The following is an 18018-nucleotide window of genomic DNA, read 5'->3' as shown; positions in this document are numbered from 1 at the left end:
TGTCAATCTGGCGTTGACTTTTGGCACGCTGTTGAGTTCTCAAGGAACGGACGCTTCCTTTGTACTCACCCTCTCGGGCTTTCCTCCGGGCTTCCCTTCGGTGTTTCCGACTCTATCAGACTCTTTCGGGCCCGATTCCCAGTCGGCGGGATTTGCCTTTCGGCTGCCTTTCGGCTGCCTTTCGGCTGCCTTTCGGCTGCCTTTCGGCTGCCTATTCGGCCTTGCGGCCTTTCGACATTCACTACGTTAGCGGATTCCTTCGGCAACTCATAATCGAGTCTCGGGATCGAATTCCGGCATGCCGAAATAGACCCCGTTGAGGGAAGTCGCAGTAGTGGTTTGGCCGCTTCCGGCTGCTGTCGAAGGCAGTACCCGGTTCAAGCGGCTCGGACTACATTACGGATCCCCCTGGGATGCGTCAAGTCCCGTCAAGACGTCCGCCGTCGGGGCGTATGGGCCCGATAAGGGCTGACGGTCGGGTCGTTGGCGATCCAGAAGCGCCAGGGGTGCACCCCTCCCTCACCGGAGACGCCGGTGCGCGGACCGTTGCGTACCTGGTCGGAGGGCACGGGCGTACCCGTATAGAGGGAGAGTGGGGCGTCCGGGCCGGCGCAGACGTCCGTGCCGTCGAGGGCGCGGTCGACGTCGAGGGCGGTGGCGAGGCGGGCCGGGCCTTTGGCCAGTTCCTTGTCATTGCGGGCCGATAGGCGTCGGTGCCGGGTGAGCTCGGCGCCTTCGACGATCTCGCCGGCGCGCAGCAGGACCCCGCTCGCGAAGCCCTCCGGGCCGCAGACGAGGTTGAGGCAGTGCCACATGCCGTACGTGAAGTAGACGTATGCGTGGCCGGGCGGGCCGAACATCACGCCGTTGCGGGCCGTGCGGCCTCGATAGGCGTGCGAGCCGGGATCGGCTTCCCCCGCGTATGCCTCCACCTCCGTGAGGCGCAGCGCGATCGGACCGTCGGGGGTCGCGCGGACGAGGGTGCGTCCCAGGAGGTCGGGGGCCACCTCCAGTACGGGGCGGTCGAAGAACGAGCGGGGCAGGGGCGTACGGTCGGGGGCCGCGATCATGGCGTACGAGCGTAGTGCAAAGGTTCTGTACGGGTGGGTGGTCAGGGGGCCCGGCGCTTGGAAGGGTGTGGGCCGGAACCAGCGCCTGCCGGTTCGCGTTTGTAGATGAGAGATCGCTGATCAAGACGGGCCGCCTGTGTGCGGCACGGGGAGGACTGACATGGGATTCAAGAAGCTGCTTGCGAGCATGGGTGCCGGAGGCGCGTCCGTGGAGACGGTGCTGACCGAGGCCAACGTGGTTCCGGGCGGTGTGGTCCAGGGTGAGGTCCGGATCCAGGGCGGGTCCGTGGATCAGCAGATCGAGGCTCTCTCCGTCGGTCTGCAGGCGCGGGTCGAGGTCGAGGGTGGTGACCAGGAGGTCAAGCAGGACATCGAGTTCACCAAGCAGCGTCTTGGTGGCGCCTTCGAGCTGAAGGCCAATGCGCTGCACGCGGTGCAGTTCGGGCTGGAGATCCCGTGGGAGACGCCGATCACGTCGATCGACGGCCAGGCGCTGCGTGGCATGAACATCGGGGTGACCACCGAGCTGGAGATCGCGCGTGCGGTCGACTCGGGTGACCTTGACCCGGTCAATGTGCACCCGCTGCCGGCGCAGCAGGCGATTCTCGACGCTTTCATCCAGCTGGGCTTCCGCTTCAAGAGCGCGGACATGGAGCGCGGTCACATCCGCGGTACGCGGCAGAAGCTGCCGTTCTACCAGGAGATCGAGTTCTTCCCGCCGTCGCAGTACCAGGGTCTGAGCCAGGTCGAGCTGTCCTTCGTCGCCGATGACCGTGAGATGGACGTCGTGCTCGAGATGGACAAGAAGCCGGGTCTGTTCAACCAGGGCGGCGACACCTTCCGCGCGTTCAAGGTGGGTCTGAACGACTACCAGGGCACGGACTGGAACGCCTACCTGAACGAGTGGCTGTCCAAGGTCGGCGGAAAGCGCAACTGGGCCTAGGCTCGGAGGCCGGACCCGAGACAGCCGACCGGAGGTTTGACGTGACGGACAAGCGGCGACCGCTCCCCCATGACTTCCACCCCCAGGTGCCGTCGTTCACGGTGCTGAGCGACGATGTCGCGCCGGGTGAAGTCCTGGGCGACGCCCAGGTGTTCGCGCAGGGCAATGTCTCGCCGCAGCTGCGGTGGGAGGGCTTCCCGGCGGAGACCAAGAGCTTCGCGGTGACGTGTTACGACCCGGATGCTCCTACGGGCAGTGGGTTCTGGCACTGGTCGCTCTTCGACATCCCGGCGTCGGTCACCGAGTTGCCGGCCGGTGCCGGGAGCGGCAAGTTCGAGGGGCTTCCCGAGGGTGCGGTGCACGCGCGCAACGACTACGGGACGAAGGACTTCGGTGGAGCCGCTCCCCCGCCCGGGGACGGCTCGCACCGTTATGTCTTCACCGTGTACGCGGTGGACCAGGAGAAGCTGGGGCCCGACGCGGACGCGTCGCCGGCCGTCGTCGGCTTCAATCTCCGGTTCCACACGCTGGCGCGTGCGCAGCTCATCGGTGAGTACGAGGCACCTGATGAGAACTGAGCGAAACTGAGCCTTCACCGGCTGTTTGCCCGCTCCTGGTCATGGAAGTGATCAGGAGCGGGCATTTTTAATGCGTTGTCCAGATCAGCCCGCCCGGCCAGAGTTGATCCCAGTCCGCCGAGGGGGTGGGCTGGTGCGCACGGGAGGGTGGGCGAGATGCGGGACACGCTGGTGCTGAACGCGAGCTTCGAGCCGCTGTCGACGGTGACGTTGAACCGGGCTGTCGTGCTGGTTCTGACCGATAAGGCCGTCGTCGAGCAGGCCCACCCCGAACTGCGCATGCGTGCGGCCGCGGTGGAGCTGCCGGTGCCTCGGGTGATCAGGCTCTGCCGGTACGTCAGGGTGCCGTTCCGAAGACACGCTCCCTGGTCGAGGCGGGGTGTCTTGATCAGGGACCGCAACAAGTGCGCGTACTGCGGCAGCAGGGCGAACACGATCGACCACGTCGTACCGCGGGCTCAGGGCGGTGGGGACACCTGGCTGAACACGGTGGCCTCGTGTGCGGCCGACAATCACCGCAAGGCGGACCGGACTCCGGAGCAGGCCGGGATGCCGCTGCTGTTCGAGCCGTTCGTGCCGACGCCCAGTGACGCGATGCTGTTCGCTCTGGCCGCGGATGACCGTCCCGCTCTGCCGGAGTGGCTGACTCAGTCCGTAGCGGCGTACCGCACACGCCCTGCGATGCGGGCCTGCGGCCCGGAGTTGCCCCGCCGCTCCGCGGCGGCTTCAGGTGTGGGGGGTTCACGCCCCCCACACCCCCATGGGCACGGGCGTTCAGCGCACGATGAGCTGCACCAACGCGACGCTACCCACCGCCACGATCAAGCCGCGCAGCCAGCCCGAGGGGATGCGGCGGCCGTATGTGCCGCCGACGAAGCCGCCCGCCAAGGAGCCGGCCGCGAGCAGCAGGACCACGGTCCAGTCGAAGTGGGCGGCGAAGAGGAAGAAGAGGGCGGCCACGGCGTTGACCATGGCGGCCAGGATGTTCTTGACCGCGTTGGTGCGCTGCAGGGATTCGCCGAGGAACATGCCCATCAGGGCCATGTAGAGGATGCCTTGGGCGGCGGTGAAGTAGCCGCCGTAGACGCTCGCGAGGAACAGGCCGATGTGCAGCCAGGGGCCGCCGAACTCGCTGCCCGGCTGCCCTTTGCGTTCGCGGCGGCGCTGCAGCGCCCTGGTGATCCGGGGCTGGAGGGCGATCAGGACGAGCGCGAGGCCGACGAGGACCGGCACGATCATCTCGAACGCGGAGTGCGGCAGCGTCAGGAGCAGGATCGCTCCGCACAGGCCGCCCGCGGTGACAACGATGCCGAAGCGCAGGACGCGAGCCCGCTGGCCGGCCAGTTCACGGCGGTAGCCGAAGACTCCGCCGGCGAAGCCGGGGAGCAGACCGAGTCCGTTGGAGACGGTGGCGGTGACCGGCGGCAGACCGATGGCGAGAAGCACCGGGAAGGTGATGAGGGTCCCGGAGCCGACCACCGTATTGATGGCCCCTGCACCGAATCCGGCGGCAAGGACCCCGACCATCTCCCAGGCGGTCACCGCGGATCAGTCGAGCGGAGGCTGTTCGCGGCGCTCCGTCGCGGGCGCACCGGCCTGTGGCCCTACGTTGGGGCCGAGCCCTCCGCCGCCGAAGTTGCCGAACGCGCCCGACAGGCCCTTGAGGGCGTCGCCGATCTCGCTGGGCACGATCCAGAGCTTGTTGGCGTCGCCCTCGGCGATCTTCGGCAGCATCTGGAGGTACTGGTACGAGAGCAGCTTCTGGTCGGGGTCACCGGCGTGGATGGACTCGAAGACCGTACGGATCGCCTGTGCTTCACCTTCCGCGCGCAGGGCGGCCGCCTTGGCCTCGCCTTCGGCGCGCAGGATCGCCGACTGCTTCTCACCTTCGGCGGTGAGGATCTGGGACTGGCGGATACCTTCCGCGGTGAGGATCGCGGCGCGCTTGTCACGGTCGGCGCGCATCTGCTTCTCCATCGAGTCCTGGATGGAGGTGGGCGGTTCGATCGCCTTGAGCTCGACGCGGTTGACGCGGATGCCCCACTTGCCGGTGGCCTCGTCGAGGACGCCGCGCAGCGCAGCGTTGATCTCCTCGCGGGAGGTCAGGGTCCGCTCGAGGTCCATGCCACCGATGATGTTGCGCAGCGTGGTGACGGTGAGCTGCTCGATCGCCTGGATGTAGGAGGCGACTTCGTACGTGGCGGCCCGGGCGTCGGTCACCTGGTAGTAGATGACGGTGTCGATGTTGACGACCAGGTTGTCCTGGGTGATCACCGGCTGGGGCGGGAACGGGACGACCTGTTCGCGCAGGTCGATCCGGTTGCGGATCGAGTCGATGAACGGGACGACGATGTTCAGTCCCGCGTTCAGCGTGCGGGTGTAGCGGCCGAAGCGCTCGACGATGGCTGCGCTGGCCTGCGGGATCACCTGGATCGTCTTGATCAGGGCGATGAAGACCAACACCACCAGGATGATGAGGACGATGATGACCGGTTGCATCGCGCTCCCCGTGCCCTTCGAGCCTGAATACGCCGCGTGGTCCGCGCACCTCTGGGAGGTTCGCGCACCTCTGGAAGATCTTGCTGATCGAGTCTGTCAGACCGGCGTGTGCCGCGAGCCCTGTTCGGGCAGATAGTGCTGCCGCTACATCACGACCGCCGTCGCACCGTCGATGTCCACCACGTCGACCTGCTGGCCCACGTCGTACGCCTGCGCCGCGTCGAGTGAACGGGCCGACCAGACCTCGCCGTTGAGCTTGATCCGGCCGCCGCGGCCGTCGACCCGTTCCAGGACGACGGCCTGTTTGCCCTTCAACGCGTCCACTCCGGTGGCGAGTTGGGGCCGCTGTGCGCCATGGCGGGCGGCGACCGGCCGTACGACGGCGATCCCCGCGACCGAGACGGCGGCGAAGACGATCACCTGGAGGACGACATCGCCGCCGAGACCGTAGGTCACGGCGGCGGCCACTGCGCCGGCGGAGAGCATCCCGAGTTCGGGCATCGCGGTGATCACGAGCGCAATGCCCAGGACTACCGCGCCGATCAGCCACCACACCCAAGCGTCCATGGTGTTCATGGTAGGGGCGGGGGCCCTGCCCGGGACAGGGTGCGCGTGCCCCTGTGCTGCTCTCCGGTGCGGGTTGTTACGGGGTCAGGAGATGGGCAGGCCCTGCGCCGTCCAGCGGTCGCCGACCTGTTCGACCACGAGCGGGAGGCCGAAGCACAACGACAGGTTGCGGGAGGTCAGTTCCAGCTCCAGGGGCCCTGCGGCGAGGACCTTGCCCTGGCGGATCATCAGGACGTGGGTGAAGCCGGGGGCGATCTCCTCGACGTGGTGCGTGACCATGATCATCGAGGGGGCGATGGGGTCGCGCGCCAGGCGGCCGAGGCGGCGGACCAGGTCCTCGCGGCCGCCGAGGTCGAGGCCGGCGGCCGGCTCGTCCAGGAGCAGCAGCTCGGGGTCGGTCATCAAGGAGCGGGCGATCATGGTGCGCTTGCGCTCGCCCTCGGAGAGGGTGCCGAACTTGCGGTCCAGGAAGTCGGACATGCCGAGGCGGTCGAGGAAGGCGCGGGCGCGCTGCTCGTCGACGTCCTCGTACTGCTCGTTCCAGCCGGCGGTCATGCCGTACGCGGCGGTGAGGACGGTCTGCAGGACGGTCTGGCTCTTGGGGAGCTTGTCGGCGATGGCGATACCGGCCATGCCGATACGGGGGCGCAGCTCGAAGACATCGACCTTGCCGAGGGTGTCACCGAGGATGGTCGCGGTGCCCTTGCTCGGGAACAGGTAGCTGGAGGCGACATTGAGCAGCGTCGTCTTGCCGGCGCCGTTGGGGCCGAGGATGACCCAGCGCTCCCCCTCCTTCACCGACCAGGAGACCTGGTCCACCAGTGCGCGGCCCCCTCGGACCACGGACACGTCCTCCAGCTCGAGCACATCGCTCATGAGCGTGCTGTCTCCCATGCGTATCGGAACTTGCGAGCGTCAGTAAACGCCGCCCCCAGGGAAAACCTACGCCACCGGGGAGAGGCTCCTGTCGTCAGTACGGTCCTTAGTCTGGTGTCCATGCTCACGGAACCACGCTCGGGCCAGTTGGCCTCTTGGGGTAATGCACTGATTGCCGGACTTGTCTCGCCCGATGAGGCTGTGCTCGCCATCGTCGGCGACGACGCCGTTCACCGCGTCGAGGGGGTGCCGGGTGAAGCGGGACCGGTCGGCCTGACGCTCGCGCTCGGCCGGCTGCGGGCGCTCGGCGCCCAGGGGCTGCGGGTCGCACTGCCGGCGCCCGGGCATCCGCTGGGGCTGAGCGGACCGGCGGAGTTCAACACGCGGGCCCTCGAGGCGGAGGAGGCCGTGATCTGCCAGGGGGTCGCGCTCGGACTCGTACCCGAGGTGTACGAGGCGGGGCCCGACGGCGACGTCCACGTGGAAGTCCTCTGGCACTGTCTGCCGGTGCGGGAGGCGCCGCCCCCCGACGTGCCCTCGCTCGGCGAGGCGGAGCGTGAGTTGGCCGAGGCGCTGCGGGAGGCGACGGCGCTGCTCACGAAGCTGGACGTCGCGGGCTCGGGGCCGGTCGCCGAGGCGGCGGTGGACGCGTACCGGGCGCGCGCGGAGCGGGGGCGCGAGGTGCTCGCTCCGGGGTATCCGCCGCGTGCGGTACGGGTGTTGGAGCTGGCGCAGCGGGTCGGGCTGCTGATCTCCGTGGCGCAGGAGAACGGGCACGGCGGGGCCGTCAGCGCCTCCGAGATGGGGGCGCGGGCCGAGGCGCTGCGGCCGGTGGAGCGTACGGCGCGCAGGGCGCAGGTGGCCGCGTACAACGCCTATGTGGAGGAGCTGTTGCGGGGCTGAGCCTTGGTGGGGGCGGTCCGCTGAACCTGGGCGGGTCGGCCGCTCGCCTGGGTGGGGGCGGTCCGCTCAGCCTGGGGAGGGCGGTCCCCGCAGGCGGGGCAGAGTGATCCGCTGACCCCCCGGGGGCAGCGGAAAGCCCCGCGAACCGGAAGGTGTTCGCGGGGCTTCGGGGTGCTGAAGGTCAGCTGACGTTCGAGGCAGCGTTGCCGAACGCCGGGTTCAGCGCACCGATGACGTTGGCGGAGTTGCCGCTGACGTTCACGGGCACGTGGGCCGGCACCTGGACGGTGTTGCCGGAGGCGACGCCCGGGTTCTGCAGGGCCTTGGCGTCCGCGTCGGAGTCGGCGAACGCGGCACCGGCGGAGGCGCCCGCGGCCATCGAAGCGGCGGCGGCGACCAGGGCGGCCTTCTTGGCGAAGTTCATGGGGTTGTTCCTCCATACAAGTCCCGCACACAGTGCGGGAGTTCAGTGTTCAGCGACCCCAGCCGCGGGGTCGCACGCTGAAGAACGCATGGGCCGTCCGGATGACACGGACCGCCGCTGGATGCCCCCCGTTTGGATCAATAGGCCGAAGATCTGCGGAACGCCCTCGCACGCGCGCACCCCGGACGCACACGCCCCTGGACGTACAGACCCCGGGCACGCGACCGGCCCCCCAGGCAGTGCCTGGAGGGCCGGTTGGTCAGTGCCTCGACCTTGGCGAACGTCAGCCGTTGAAGCAGTCGTTGCCGAAGGCGGGGTTCAGGAGACCGATCACGGACACCGTGTTGCCACAGGCGTTGACCGGCACGTGGACCGGCACCTGGACGACATTGCCCGAGGCGACGCCCGGCGACTTGGTGGCCTTGCCGTCGGCGTGCGCACCATCCGTGGCGGACGCGAGACCGGCACCGGCGGCAACCAGGCCACCCGCCACCATCGTGACGGCTGCAGCCTTCTTCAGGTTCTTCACTTCTGTGTCCTCCTTGCGAGTGCCACGGCCAGCCGCCGCAGCATGCAAGGAGAACGGCCCATGTCCGCTCGGGATGCGCCGCCCAGGGGACATCCACACGACAGTATGAATCTCAGTCCGGAACACGACGGTCCGCATCCGGGCGTTGACGAAACGGTCCTGCCCAGCGGCGATCGCCCCTGATCAGCCGTTCAGTCCATGCCGTACGGCCCACAGGGCGGCCTGTGTCCGGTCGGAGAGGTCGAGTTTCATCAGGATGTTCGATACGTGGGTCTTGACGGTCTTCTCCGACAGGACGAGCGCGCGGGCGATTTCCCGGTTGGACCGTCCGTCGGCGATCAGGCCGAGCACCTCGCGCTCGCGCTCGGTGAGTGAACCGCCGCGCCCCTGCGCCCCGTTGCCCTCGTCCTGGGCGAGCAGCACCCCGGCCACCTCGGGCTGGAGCAGGACGTGCCCCGCGTGGACGGAGCGGATCGCGCCGGCGAGGGCATCGGGGTCCACGTCCTTGTAGACGTAACCCGCCGCGCCCGCCTTGAGCGCGGGGACGACCGTGCGCTGCTCCGTGAAGCTGGTGACGATCAGCACCCGGGCGGGGTTGGCCAGTTCGCGCAGTTTGCGCAGCGCCTCGATGCCGTCCATGCCGGGCATCTTGACGTCCATCAGGACCACGTCGGGCTTCAACTCCTCGGCGCGCTCGACGCCTTCGGCGCCGTCCGAGGCCTCGCCGACGACCTCGATGTCCTCCTGGATCTCCAGGAAGGTGCGCAGTCCTCGGCGTACGACCTGGTGGTCGTCGACGAGCAGGACACGGATCGCGCTCCCGTCGCCCGCCACCGCCCTTCCAACGGGACGCTTCACGCCGCCCCTCTCCTCTTCAGCCACCGGGCACCTCCATCTCGATCGTGGTGCCCTTGCCGGGCGCCGATTCCACCGTGAGCCGGCCGCCGACCCCGCTCGCCCGGTCCCGCATGGAGACAAGGCCGAGGTGACGCCCGGCCCGCCGGGTCTCGCGCGGCTCGAATCCCTGTCCGTCGTCGGTGATCCGCAGCACCGCTCCCTGGCCGCGCTTCTCCAGTACGACGTCGACCCGGGCGGCGCCGGAGTGGCGCAGCGCGTTGTGCAGGGCCTCCTGGGCGACGCGCAGCAGGGCCTCCTCCTGCGAGGCGGGCAGGGCCCGTACGCCCTCGCAGCGGAAGGTGACCTGTGGGGCGTGGGCGCGGTCGAGGACCTGGATATGGGTGCGCAAGGTGGCGACCAGACCGTCCTCGTCAAGAGCGGCGGGCCGCAACTCCGTGACGGCGGCGCGCAGTTCGTCGGCGGCTTCGGCGGCGAGGGCGGCGACCTGCTGGAGTTCGCCCTTGGCGCGTACCGGGTCGCGGTCGATCAGCTTGGCGGCCGCCTGTGCGGTCAGGCGCAGCGAGAACAGCTTCTGGCTGACGGCGTCGTGCAGTTCATGGGCGAGGCGGGTGCGTTCCTCGGCGATCGTGAGCTCGCGGCTGCGCTCGTAGAGCCGGGCGTTGGTGAGGGCGATGGCGGCGTGCTGGGCGAGTATGCCGAGCAGTTCCTCGTCCTCCTCCGTGAAGCCGCAACCGCCTTCCGGCTTCGGGCAGTTCTTGTTCGCCAGGAACAGGGCGCCCAGAGTCTCGTCGCCGTCGCGGATGGGCAGGCCGAGGAAGTCCGACATATCGGGGTGCGCGGAGGGCCAGCCCTCGAAGCGCGGGTCCTCGCGGACATCCGCGAGCCGCTCGGGCGCGTCCTTGTGCAGCATCGCGGCGAGGATGCCGTGCTGGCGCGGCAGCGGGCCGATGGCCTTCCACTGCTCGTCGCTCACCCCGTCCACCACGAACTGCGCGAAGCCTCCGTGGTCGTCGGGCACGCCGAGCGCCGCGTACTGGGCGTCGAGGAGTTCACGGGCCGAGGCCACGATCGTCTTCAGGACGTCGCGTACTTCGAGATGCCTGCTCATCGCCAGGAGCGCGGTGCTCACGGCGTACAGGCCGGATCGGGGGCCGTCGGTCATGGACACACCGTACCGGCGGGTCCTGATACCCGTATCGGGCCTTCGACCGCCTCCGGCTAGGACCCGGGGCGTAGTCCGAAGGACCTTGTACGAGCGGGCCTCGCGTACGAGGTGCCGAGCAGGTCCGGGTTCCTACGTTGGGGGCAGCGACGTACAGAGGGGACGGTCATCATGCCGGTTGCGATCATCACGGGGGCTTCGAAGGGGTTCGGCAAGGCGCTCGCCGGCGCGCTCGCCGAACGGGGCTGGGATCTTGTCGTCGACGCGCGGTCCCCGGACGCGCTGGCGAAGGCGGCCGAGGAGCTCGGCACGTACGGCACGCGGGTGGTGGCGCTGCCGGGAACGGTCACGGACGCCTGGCACCGGTCGGCGCTCGTCGCCGCGGCGCGGGAGCTCGGCGGGCTCGATCTGCTGGTGAACAACGCGAGCGTGCTGGGCGCGGAACCGCTCGTACGCCTGGAACAGCACTCGCTCGACGGGCTGCGCGAGGCCCTGGAGACCAATGTGGTGGCGCCGCTCGGTCTCGTACAGGAAGCGCTGCCGCTGCTGCGGGAGTCGGCGGCCGGGGCGGTCGTCGCGCTGAGCTCGGACGCTGCGGCCGAGGCGTACGAGACCTGGGGCGGGTACGGGGCCTCGAAGGCGGCGCTCGACCAGCTGACCGCGGTGCTCGGCGTGGAGGAGCCGGGGCTGCGGGTGTGGGCGGTGGACCCGGGCGACATGCGGACCGCTCTCTATCAGGCCGCGGTGCCGCTCGACGACGACTCGGGACGACCCGAACCGGAGACGGTCGTGCCCGCGTTCCTGCGGCTGCTCGACGAGCGGCCGCCCAGCGGGCGGTACTCCGCGCCGTCACTCCTGGAGACACGATGAGCGTCCTGGACGCACTGCGGGTTCCCGGGGAGCTCTCGGCGCGCGAGCCCGCGGAGCAGCGCGGCCCGGGGCGCGACCGCGACTCGGTGCGGCTGCTCGTCTCGCGCGGCACGGCGGTCTCGCACCACGACTTCCGTGCGCTGCCCGGACTGCTGCGCGCCGGCGACCTTCTCCTCGTCAATACGTCGCCGACGCTGGCGGCCGCGGTCGACGGCCGGATCGGTACCGAGCGCGTGGTCGTCCACTTCTCCACGCGCGGCGACGACGGGCGCTGGGCCGTGGAGCTGCGGGAGCCGGACGAGCGGGGCACCACGCGGGCGCGGACGGGCGGGCCGGGGGTGGTGACCTTGGAGGGCGGAGCCGCCCTCGTACTGGAGGAGCCGCTGGATCCCACGGGGACGCGGCTGTGGTGGGCGCGGGTGGCGGCGGACGTGCCGGGTCTGCTCGACCGGTACGGGCGGCCCATCCGCTACTCGTACACGAGGAGGGACCAGCCCCTGGCCGCGTATCAGACGGTGTTCGCGCTGCCGCAGCCCGGCGGGATCGGCTCGGCGGAGATGCCGAGCGCGGGGCGGCCGTTCACCGCGCGCCTTGTGGCGGAGCTGGTGAGCCGGGGTGTGCAGTTCGCTCCGGTCACCTTGCATACGGGCGTCGCTTCCGCGGAGGCGCATGAGCCGCCGTATCCCGAGCGCTTCGAGGTGCCTGCCGCCTCCGCCCGGCTGATCAACGCGGCGAAGGCGGGCGGCGGCAGGATCATCGCGGTCGGCACGACCGGCGTACGTGCCGTCGAGTCGGCTGCCGGCGGCGACGGTGTGGTGCGGCCGGCCGCGGGCTGGACGGACCTCGTGGTGACTCCGGAGCGCGGGGTGCGGGTGGTGGACGGACTCATCACCGGGCTGCACGAGCCCGAGGCGTCACATCTTCTGATGCTCGAAGCCATTGCGGGAAAGCCCGCGTTGGAGCGTTCTTATGCGCAGGCAGTACAGGGGCTCTACCTCTGGCATGAGTTCGGGGACAGTCACCTCATCCTTCCGAATGAGGGCTGTGACTCACTGAATTGCTCTGGCAACGTTTGGTGAGACTGTTACGTGTTCGATGTGAGCCCGCGCATAGGACGCAGGTCACTTACGAGGCCCCCTAGTAGACCCCTAGGGGGCCTCTGGTCGGCCAGAACGCCCTATTCAGGACTTAGGTCCCGGCACATGATCCACTAAGCGCCTTCGTACGTCACACCTTTGCCACGGAATTTTGCGGCCGCTAAGAATGGCTCCCGTCGCTCGGCGCCGTGGCTCAACAGGCCACAGCGCGGGAAAGCCGGAATTCGCTTCCGGTACGGAAAGGCGAGCGACCCCGCTATTCGAAGAGGTCCATTCGTCATGCCCAAGCACCGCACCACTGGCCAGGCTGCCCTGACCAAGAGCCAGAAGATCTCGATGGCCGGCGTCGCCGTCCTCGGCGCCGCTGCTCTCGCGGTCTCCGTCGTGCCGGGCAACGCCACCGAGACCTCGCAGGCCGCCGCCGACATCTCCGCCGCGCCCGTCGCCTTCACCGTCAACAAGGACGTCCAGGCCACCGTCGCCAAGCAGCACGTCGCGGCCGCCAAGGACGCCGACGACGCTGCCGCGAAGCAGGCGAAGGCCGAGGCCGACGCCAAGGCCAAGGCGGAAGCCGAGGCCAAGGCCGAGGCCGACGCCAAGGCGAAGAAGGAGCGCGAGGCGAAGGAGGCCGCGAGCCGGGCCGCCGCCCGCAAGCCGGTCTACGCCAACAACCTCGACGGCTGGATCCGCCAGGCCCTCGACATCATGAAGAAGGAAGGCATACCCGGCACGTACAACGGCATCTACAAGAACGTGATGCGCGAGTCGTCCGGCAACCCCAACGCCATCAACAACTGGGACATCAACGCCCAGAACGGCGTGCCCTCCATCGGTCTGCTGCAGATCATCAAGCCGACCTTCGACGCGTACCACGTCGACGGAACCGAGCACAACCAGTACAACCCGGTCGCCAACCTCGTCGCCGCGTCCAACTACGCGGCCGACCGCTACGGCTCGATCGACAACGTGAACAGCGCCTACTGAGCCTGCTCAGCGCTACAGCGAGGCGGCTGCTGCGACGCGGCTGCTGCGACGCGGCTTACAGCACCGCTCCAGCAACGCCGAAGGGCGGCACCCCACACGAGGTGCCGCCCTTCGGCGTCGTACGACAGCGGTTACTTCCGCATGACCTCGGGCTCGTGCCGGCGCAGCAGCCGGGCCACGATGAAGCCGAGCACCACGCCGATCGCGAGCAGGCAGCCCATGTCGAGGAGCCACGTGGCCGCCTCGGGCTCCCACAGCGGGTCCTTCAAGGTGGGGTCGTCCTCGTTGGGGAACAGCTTGTTCAGGTCCAGCGAGGAGCCTGCGGCGGCCACCGCCCAGCGGGCCGGCATCAGGAAGGAGAGCTGGTTGACGCCGATCTGGCCGTTGAGCGTGACGAGGCAGCCGGTGAAGACGACCTGGATGATCGCGAACATCACCAGGAGCGGCATGGTCTTCTCGGCGGTCTTCACCAGCGAGGAGATGACCAGGCCGAACATCATCGAGGTGAAGCCGAGGGCCATGATCGGCAGGGCGAGCTCGGCCTTCACGGACGAGCCGAGGATCAGGCCCTCGCTGGGCACCTCGGACACACCGACGCCGATGGCGGCGATGAGCGCGCCCTGCAGCGCGGTGATCACACCGAGCACGATCACCTTGGACATCAGGTACGCGGAGCGGGACAGGCCCGTGGCCCGTTCCCGTTCGTAGATGACCCGTTCCTTGATCAGCTCACGTACCGAGTTGGCGGCACCCGCGAAACAGGCGCCGACGGCAAGGATGAGCAGGACGGTGGCGGCGCCCGGGTTCGGGCCCCTCGGTCCGGGGTTGAGGCCGTGGTCGGGGTTGATCAGCGTGGAGACCACGCCGAGGACCGCGGGCAGGATCACCATCAGGGCCATGAAGCCCTTGTCGGACGCGATCACCGAGACATAGCGGCGCACCAGCGTGAACAGCTGCGCGAACCAGCCCTGCGGCTTCGGCGGCTTCATCGCCTGCATCTGCGGCATCTGCACCGGCTGCGCGGCGACGGCGTCGATGTCGGCCGCGTACATCTGGTAGTGCTGCGAGCCCTTCCAGCGGCCCGCCCAGTCGTAGTCGCGGTAGTTCTCGAACGCCGAGAACACATCGGCCCAGGTGCTGTAGCCGAAGAAGTTGAGCGCTTCCTCCGGCGGGCCGAAGTAGGCCACGGCGCCGCCGGGCGCCATCACGAGCAGCTTGTCGCAGATGGCCAGTTCGGCCACCGAGTGCGTGACGACAAGGACGGTGCGGCCGTCGTCCGCGAGACCGCGAAGCAGCTGCATGACGTCGCGGTCCATGCCCGGGTCGAGACCCGAGGTGGGCTCGTCCAGGAAGATCAGCGACGGCTTGGTGAGCAGCTCGAGGGCGACCGACACACGCTTGCGCTGACCACCCGAGAGCGAGGTGATCTTCTTGTCCTTGTGGATGTCGAGCTTGAGCTCGCGCAGGACCTCGTCGATCCGGGCGGAGCGCTCGGCCTGCGTGGTGTCCGCGGGGAAACGCAGCTTGGCCGCGTACTTCAGCGCGGTCCGTACGGTCAGCTCCTTGTGCAGGATGTCGTCCTGCGGGACCAGACCGATGCGCTGGCGCAGCTCGGCGAACTGCTTGTACAGGTTTCGGTTGTCGTAGAGGACGTCGCCCTGATTGGCCGGGCGGTACCCGGTGAGCGCCTTCAGGAGCGTCGACTTGCCGGAGCCCGAGGGGCCGATGACGGCGATCAGCGACTTCTCCGGTACACCGAAGGAGACGTCCTTGAGGATCTGCTTGCCACCGTCCACGGTGACCGTCAGATGGCGGGCCGAGAAGGAGACCTCACCGGTGTCGACGAACTCCTCGAGCTGGCCGCCCACGACACGGAAGGTCGAGTGGCCGACACCGACGATGTCGTTGGGGCCGAGCAGGGCGGTGCCGCCCTTGGCGACCGGCATACCGTTGACATAAGTGCCGTTGTGCGAGCCGAGGTCGCGGATCTCCATCCGGCCGTCGGGCGTCGCGTGGAACTCTGCGTGGTGGCGCGAGACCTGGAGGTCGGAGACGACCAGCTCGTTCTCGAGCGCACGGCCGATCCGCATCACGCGGCCGAGGGCCAGCTGGTGGAACGTGGTGGGGCTGCGGTCCCCGTAGACCGGCGGCGCCCCCGCGGAGCCACCCTGCTGCGGGACCTGCGGCGAAGGCTGCTGCTGCCAGCCCTGCTGCTGGGGTACGCCCTGCTGCGGCGCCGGCGGCTGGTGCTGCTGCTGCTGCGACCAGCCGGGGCCGCCCTGCTGGGGCGCGGCCTGGGGCTGGCGCGCCTGCTGCTGCGCCTGTTGTGCGGGGGCCTGCTGGGGAGCGACCGCCGCGGCGGCGCCCGCCCCGGTGAGCTTCAGACGCGGGCCGTCCGTGGCGTTGCCCAGGTGCACCGCCGAGCCCGGACCGATCTCCATCTGATGGATCCGCTGGCCCTGGACGAACGTTCCGTTCGTCGAACCATGGTCCTCGATGACCCAACTCCGGCCGCCCCAGCTGATGGTGGCGTGACGCCAGGAAACCCGCGCGTCGTCGATCGCCACATCACCGCCCGGGTCGCGTCCGAGCGTGTATGACCTGGACGGATCCAGGGTCCAGGTCCGTCCGTTCAATTCCAGTACGAGTTCCGGCACTCCATGCCCCACTACGTTGTCCCCCGATTGGCCCCGTCATGGGGAGTCTAGGGATGTCGAACATCGTGGGGAACTATTTCAGGCTCAGCCCCCTGTCCGAAAGTCGGGCCTTGTGAAGAGTCCGTAGCTGCCTCATTGTTCGCCCCGTTGACGGTCCGGAAACCGCCCCGGAGAGTGGTAATCACGCATCAGTGCACGCGGATCATGCGCAACCTTCAGTAAACGCCCCAAACGGACTGTCCGGTTCAAACAGACAAAGCTCCACGGATCGGGGGACGGCCGATGAGCACGACGCGGTCGAGTGCGGCGGCCGGCCAAGTACGGCGTATTCGCTGGGGAGATGTGCTGCTCACAGCGATCGCCTGTGTCAGCTGGGCGCTCGTCGGCATGGCCGGCGTCGCGGCGCTCGGTCTCCATCTGCTCGGCGCCGACACCGCGGGTTCGCTCGGACCGATGACGGCGGCGGCCGTGGTGCTCGGCGCGGGCGGTTCGGTGACACCGTCGGGCGATGTCTCGGCGTTCGGTCTGGAGGGTGCGGAGGCGACCACCGCGATAGAGGTGACTCCGCTGGGAGTCGGCCTGGCCGGCGCGCTCCTGCTCGCCTTCTTCTTCCTACGGTCCTTGCGCGCCCTCGGAGTTGAGATCTCGCCCCGGGAGCTGGCCGCGCGGGCCTGCGCGGTGGCGGTGCTCTTCCTCGCGATGATCGCCGGGCTCGCCTGGGCCGGCCACGACGTCATCACCCTCGACGGCGCCTCGCTCGGACTCGACCAACTCCCGGACGGCGGGCTCACGGACGATCTGCCGGGCGGAATCGGCGAGCTGCTGCCGGACCGGCTCGGCGGTCTCGTCGAGGCCGAGGCGGCGGTCGGCTTCACCGTGGACACGGGTCCTTCGCTGCTCGGTGCCCTGGTGTGGGTGCTCGGGGTGCTGGTCATCGCGCTGCTCGTCTCCCGGCGTACGCCCCTTCCGGCGGCGCTGACGTTCCTGCACCGGGCCGTGCGGCCGGCCGTCTCGGCGCTGGTGACCGTGCTGTTGGTGGCGGTGGCGGCGGGGCTCGCGGCCGCGGCGTACGCGGCGATCGGCGACGACCACCCCGGGCGGATCGCGGGGGCCGCGCTGCTCGGGGCGCCCAACGGGGTGTGGCTCGCGGTGCCGCTCGGCATGTTCGTGCCCTGGGACGGCAAGGCGACGGGCGCGCTGGCCGAGGTTCTTCCGGCGCCGCTCGACGAGTTCTTCACCGCCTCCGCGGACGAGCCGGCGACGGTCGGACGGCTTGCCGAGCTCGACGGCCGGGTGTGGCTGCTGGTGGTGGCGGTCGCGGTGATGATGCTGTTCGCGGGGGTGCTCACGGCGGCGCGTACGCCGGTGGGCCCCCTGTCGGCGGCGGGGTTCGCGGGGCGGTGTGCGGTACGGCTCGGTGCCGTGACCGCCCTGGTCGTCCCGCTCATGGTGTGGCTCACCTCGGTGTCCGCGGACGCGTCGCTGTCCGTGCTCGGGTTCGACGCCTTCGGAGCGGGGCTGTCGCTGCAGGGGCAGGCCGGGATGGGGCTGCTGCTCGGGGCCGTCTGGGGAGCGGGGGCCGGGGGGCTCGGGGCGCTCCTGGCTTACGCGAGCGGGGCCGCGGGTGGGCGGGCGGCGGGGTTTGCCGAGGCGGGCGGGACGGGTGTGCCCGGGCCGTCCGGGTCGACGGCCGATCCGGCGGAAGGGGCCGGGGTATCCGGGCCCTACGATCCGGCGCCGCCGTTCCGGCCGGCCAATCCGCAGACGAATCCGTATCTGCAGCTGCCGGATGAGTTCCGTGACCCGCCGCCTGCGCCTCCGGATGAGCGGCCGCCTGGGGGTGGTCGGCGGAGGCGGTGATCCCCCCCTGCCCGCCCCTTCGCGAAACCGGGGGCTGCCCTGCTCGAAACCGGGGCCGCGCCCCGGACTCCCGCATCCGAACCTCGTTCGGATCCGGTCAAACGCCGCAGGGGCCGAGGTGTGTCCACCACCCGGGACACC

Annotated in this window: 17 protein-coding genes and 1 pseudogene; 8 read left to right on the top strand and 10 right to left on the bottom strand. The window is 69.6% G+C overall.

The genetic code is table 11. From position 1 onward, the window contains the following. Positions 1 to 428 precede the first annotated feature (428 nt). Entirely contained in the window at positions 429 to 1070 is a 642-nt protein-coding gene (locus tag JAO81_RS26460; protein ID WP_199550438.1) for a DNA-3-methyladenine glycosylase, read from the bottom strand. Positions 1071 to 1230: 160 nt separating this feature from the next. Here JAO81_RS26460 and JAO81_RS26455 point away from each other — a divergent pair, with 160 nt between their 5' ends. The 3 genes and pseudogenes from JAO81_RS26455 to JAO81_RS26445 all read left to right on the top strand — a co-directional run. Continuing rightward, positions 1231 to 2013: a sporulation protein gene (locus tag JAO81_RS26455; RefSeq protein WP_199550437.1), complete on the top strand. Its 783-nt coding sequence runs from the start codon at positions 1231 to 1233 to the stop codon at positions 2011 to 2013. Between the two features lie 41 nt (positions 2014 to 2054). Continuing rightward, entirely contained in the window at positions 2055 to 2591 is a 537-nt protein-coding gene (locus tag JAO81_RS26450; protein WP_199550436.1) for a YbhB/YbcL family Raf kinase inhibitor-like protein, read from the top strand. Between the two features lie 156 nt (positions 2592 to 2747). Further along, positions 2748 to 3251, top strand: a pseudogene (locus JAO81_RS26445) (HNH endonuclease); the annotation flags it as partial. 114 nt (positions 3252 to 3365) lie between these two features. Here the strand turns inward: JAO81_RS26445 and JAO81_RS26440 are convergent. From JAO81_RS26440 to JAO81_RS26425, 4 genes are all read right to left on the bottom strand, one after another. Beyond that, the gene (locus tag JAO81_RS26440) at positions 3366 to 4133 is read right to left on the bottom strand and encodes a sulfite exporter TauE/SafE family protein (protein WP_199550435.1); all 768 of its coding nucleotides are present in this window, start codon (positions 4131 to 4133) and stop codon (positions 3366 to 3368) included. Positions 4134 to 4139: 6 nt separating this feature from the next. Next, complete coding sequence (locus JAO81_RS26435; RefSeq protein WP_165335363.1) at positions 4140 to 5090, bottom strand: SPFH domain-containing protein; 951 nt, start codon at positions 5088 to 5090, stop codon at positions 4140 to 4142. 144 nt (positions 5091 to 5234) lie between these two features. Further along, a complete protein-coding gene (locus JAO81_RS26430; protein WP_165335362.1) occupies positions 5235 to 5666 on the bottom strand; it encodes an NfeD family protein in 432 nt (143 codons plus the stop codon). A 75-nt stretch (positions 5667 to 5741) separates the two neighbouring features. After that, positions 5742 to 6533, bottom strand: coding sequence for an ABC transporter ATP-binding protein (locus JAO81_RS26425; RefSeq protein ID WP_199550446.1), 792 nt, complete (start codon positions 6531 to 6533; stop codon positions 5742 to 5744). Between the two features lie 120 nt (positions 6534 to 6653). On the opposite strand from JAO81_RS26425, the gene JAO81_RS26420 reads away from it, so the two are divergent. Then, positions 6654 to 7436: a hypothetical protein gene (locus JAO81_RS26420; RefSeq protein ID WP_199550434.1), complete on the top strand. Its 783-nt coding sequence runs from the start codon at positions 6654 to 6656 to the stop codon at positions 7434 to 7436. 181 nt (positions 7437 to 7617) lie between these two features. On the opposite strand, the gene JAO81_RS26415 is transcribed toward JAO81_RS26420, so the two are convergent. From JAO81_RS26415 to JAO81_RS26400, 4 genes are all read right to left on the bottom strand, one after another. After that, a complete protein-coding gene (locus tag JAO81_RS26415) occupies positions 7618 to 7860 on the bottom strand; it encodes a chaplin (RefSeq protein ID WP_199550433.1) in 243 nt (80 codons plus the stop codon). Positions 7861 to 8143: 283 nt separating this feature from the next. Further along, positions 8144 to 8389 (bottom strand): chaplin, encoded by a 246-nt coding sequence (locus JAO81_RS26410; protein ID WP_199550432.1) that lies wholly within the window; start codon positions 8387 to 8389, stop codon positions 8144 to 8146. Between the two features lie 183 nt (positions 8390 to 8572). Next, entirely contained in the window at positions 8573 to 9247 is a 675-nt protein-coding gene (locus JAO81_RS26405) for a response regulator transcription factor (protein ID WP_307813726.1), read from the bottom strand. A 16-nt stretch (positions 9248 to 9263) separates the two neighbouring features. After that, positions 9264 to 10409, bottom strand: coding sequence for a GAF domain-containing sensor histidine kinase (locus JAO81_RS26400; protein ID WP_199550431.1), 1146 nt, complete (start codon positions 10407 to 10409; stop codon positions 9264 to 9266). Between the two features lie 171 nt (positions 10410 to 10580). Here JAO81_RS26400 and JAO81_RS26395 point away from each other — a divergent pair, with 171 nt between their 5' ends. The 3 genes from JAO81_RS26395 to JAO81_RS26385 all read left to right on the top strand — a co-directional run bounded on the left by JAO81_RS26395 (position 10581) and on the right by JAO81_RS26385 (position 13360). After that, positions 10581 to 11279: an SDR family oxidoreductase gene (locus JAO81_RS26395; RefSeq protein WP_199550430.1), complete on the top strand. Its 699-nt coding sequence runs from the start codon at positions 10581 to 10583 to the stop codon at positions 11277 to 11279. Continuing rightward, a complete protein-coding gene (locus JAO81_RS26390) occupies positions 11276 to 12358 on the top strand; it encodes an S-adenosylmethionine:tRNA ribosyltransferase-isomerase (protein ID WP_199550429.1) in 1083 nt (360 codons plus the stop codon). The genes JAO81_RS26395 and JAO81_RS26390 overlap by 4 nt, the downstream gene beginning before the upstream one ends. 297 nt (positions 12359 to 12655) lie before the next feature. After that, positions 12656 to 13360, top strand: a complete 705-nt coding sequence (locus JAO81_RS26385; RefSeq protein ID WP_199550428.1) for a transglycosylase SLT domain-containing protein — start codon at positions 12656 to 12658, stop codon at positions 13358 to 13360. Between the two features lie 131 nt (positions 13361 to 13491). Here JAO81_RS26385 and JAO81_RS26380 read toward each other — a convergent pair whose 3' ends face one another. After that, a complete protein-coding gene (locus JAO81_RS26380) occupies positions 13492 to 16017 on the bottom strand; it encodes an FHA domain-containing protein (protein WP_199550427.1) in 2526 nt (841 codons plus the stop codon). A gap of 282 nt (positions 16018 to 16299) precedes the next feature. Here JAO81_RS26380 and JAO81_RS26375 point away from each other — a divergent pair, with 282 nt between their 5' ends. Then, positions 16300 to 17877, top strand: coding sequence for a streptophobe family protein (locus tag JAO81_RS26375; RefSeq protein ID WP_233415937.1), 1578 nt, complete (start codon positions 16300 to 16302; stop codon positions 17875 to 17877). Positions 17878 to 18018 lie beyond the last annotated feature (141 nt).

Source organism: Streptomyces sp. N35 (assembly GCF_016464295.1).
Taxonomy (GTDB): Bacteria; Actinomycetota; Actinomycetes; order Streptomycetales; family Streptomycetaceae; genus Streptomyces.
Note: the sequence above shows the minus strand (reverse complement) of the source record. Positions and strands in the feature narration are given on the sequence as shown.